The 2,127-nt window shown below is 76.0% G+C and carries 2 protein-coding genes; one reads left to right on the plus strand and one right to left on the minus strand.

Annotation, left to right across the window (positions count from 1 at the left end; genetic code table 11):
- Positions 1-454: 454 nt before the first annotated feature.
- Positions 455-1,027 (plus strand): hypothetical protein, encoded by a 573-nt coding sequence (locus MNY60_RS23475; RefSeq protein ID WP_242341586.1) that lies wholly within the window; start codon positions 455-457, stop codon positions 1,025-1,027.
- 130 nt (positions 1,028-1,157) lie between these two features.
- Here MNY60_RS23475 and MNY60_RS23480 read toward each other — a convergent pair.
- Positions 1,158-2,127, minus strand: a 970-nt coding sequence (locus tag MNY60_RS23480; RefSeq protein WP_242362064.1) for a 2-oxo acid dehydrogenase subunit E2, incomplete at its 5' end; no start/stop codon positions are given.

A 2,127-nucleotide genomic window follows, 5' to 3' on the forward strand; every position in this document is an offset into this window, starting at 1 on the left:
CTCGCCTGTGCCGGGGCGGCCGCGAGGAGGAGCGTGAGCAGGGTGGCGAGCGTCATCGGGGGTCGGATGTCCGAGCGAGCCCCACGCACCTCGGCGGCGCGCGGGCGACTCCACCAACACCCCTCCGGCGGCGGGCATGCCCGCTCGTACGCGGGGCGTGGGTGCGGCTGTGCGTCGAGCTGCGCGCATGTCGAGCGATGTGCGGAATGAGCGCGGGGGCGCGGCCGCCCCGGGGCGACCGAGGAGCCTGCGGCCCGTCTGTTGCCGCTGGCGCGAGCCGCCGCAGCTTTCAGCCTCGCGCGGCGTACGGCGGTGGAGGCTCACCGGCGAGATCGCACGCGCGGCGCCGGTCCCGCGAGCGCGGCGACCGGCGCCGGGCGTCTGCGGCCCTCACCGTCGCCGCGCGGTGCCTCCGCAGTGAGCGGAGGCGAACAACCTCACATCGGGAGAGTGGATGAAGCTCAGGAATGGGATTTTCCTGGCCGGCGCGCTGGCGGCGCTCGGCCTCGGTACCGCGAGCGCCCAGGGCGCCGCCGCGGGGTCGTCGAGCACGACGGACGACGCCGGCAGGAGCGGCGGCAGCTCCGGCAGCGCGCACGGAACCGGCTCGAGCGACACGAGCGGCTGGGGGACGGGCAGCGCGGGCTCGAGCAGCCGGGAGTCCGGCGCCTCGGTCGGCAGCGCGTCGACCGACACGTCGAGCAAGCGCGCGACGACGACGCACCGGAAGAAGAAGAAGCACCACACCTCGGCGGCCGGCCGCTCGAGCTCGACGACCGAGGGGACCGGCTCCGGCGCGTCGCGCTCCGGCTCCGCCTCGCCGAGCGACACGAGCGCGACTCAGGGCGCCGACACCGCCGGCACCGGCCAGGCGGGCGCGGCAGGCAGCGCCACGGGCGCCGAGAGCGGCTCCGCCGCCGGCGCAGGCTCGTCTGCCGGCACCGGCGCGGCCACCGGCACCGGCGCGGCCGGCTCCTCTGGCGGCGCCGGCTCGAGCGCAGGGGGCTCCGGCGGCGGCGGCAAGTAGGCGGAGCCGTCCGTCGCGTCGAGCGGGGCGTCCGGTGAGCCCGGCCGCCCCGCTCGCCCGCGGGCCGGCGCGGGGCAGCGGCCGACGCCCAGCCGTCCGGTGAACCGCGGGGTCCGGTTCGGTCGGTGGATCAGAGCATCGCGCGCCGCAGGTCGGCGAGGAGCGCTGCGAGGTAGCTCGTGAAGCGCGCGGCGGCGGCGCCGTCGACCACCCGGTGGTCGTAGGACAGCGAGAGCGGCAGCATCAGCCGGGGGGCGAACTGAGCACCGTCCCACACCGGCCGCATCACGCTGCGCGAGACGCCGAGGATGGCGACCTCCGGCGCGTTGATGATCGGCGTGAACGCCGTCCCGCCGATGCCGCCGAGGCTCGAGATCGAGAACGTCCCGCCCTGCATCTCGCCGAGCTGGAGCTTCCCGTCCCGCGCCTTCTGCGCGAGCTCCGCGAGCTCGCCCGCGATCTCGAGCACGCCCTTGCGGTCGGCGTCCCGCACCACCGGGACGACGAGCCCGCCCGGCGTGTCCGCCGCGAAGCCGATGTGGAAGTACTGCTTCAGCACGAGCTCGTCGCCCTCGAGCGACGCGTTGAAGTCGGGGAACCTGCGGAGCGCCGCGACGCACGCCTTCACGAGGAAGGCGAGCAGCGTCACCTTGACCCCCTCCTTGGCGTGCTCCGCGTTGAGGGCGACGCGGAGCTTCTCGAGCTCGGTGACGTCCGCCTCGTCGTGCTGCGTGACGTGCGGGATCATCACCCAGTTCCGGGCGAGGTTCTTCCGCGAGATCTTCTTGATGCGCGAGAGCGGCCGGGTCTCGACCGGACCGTACTTCGCGAAGTCGACCTTCGGCCACGGCGCGACGTCGAGGCCGACGCCCGGGGCGCCGGTCGCGGCCGCGCTCACGACCTCCTTCACGTAGCGCTGCACGTCCTCGTGCAGGATCCGGCCGCGCGGCCCCGACGGCTGGACGCGCCCGAGCTCCACGCCGAGCTCGCGCGCGAGCTTGCGAACCGACGGCGAGGCGTGCGCCACGGCGATCCGGCCCTCCTCGTCGATCGCCGGCGCCGGGGCGCGCGCGGGCGCCTCCGGTGGGGCCGGCGGGGCC

It is taken from the genome of Anaeromyxobacter sp. SG17 (genome assembly GCF_022690695.1).
In the GTDB taxonomy this organism is placed as follows: domain Bacteria; phylum Myxococcota; class Myxococcia; order Myxococcales; family Anaeromyxobacteraceae; genus Anaeromyxobacter; species Anaeromyxobacter soli.

Bases quoted from the DNA above. Each gene is read 5' to 3' on its own strand.
- MNY60_RS23475 (WP_242341586.1), top strand. From the start codon at position 455: ATGAAGCTCAGGAATGGGATTTTCCTGGCCGGCGCGCTGGCGGCGCTC.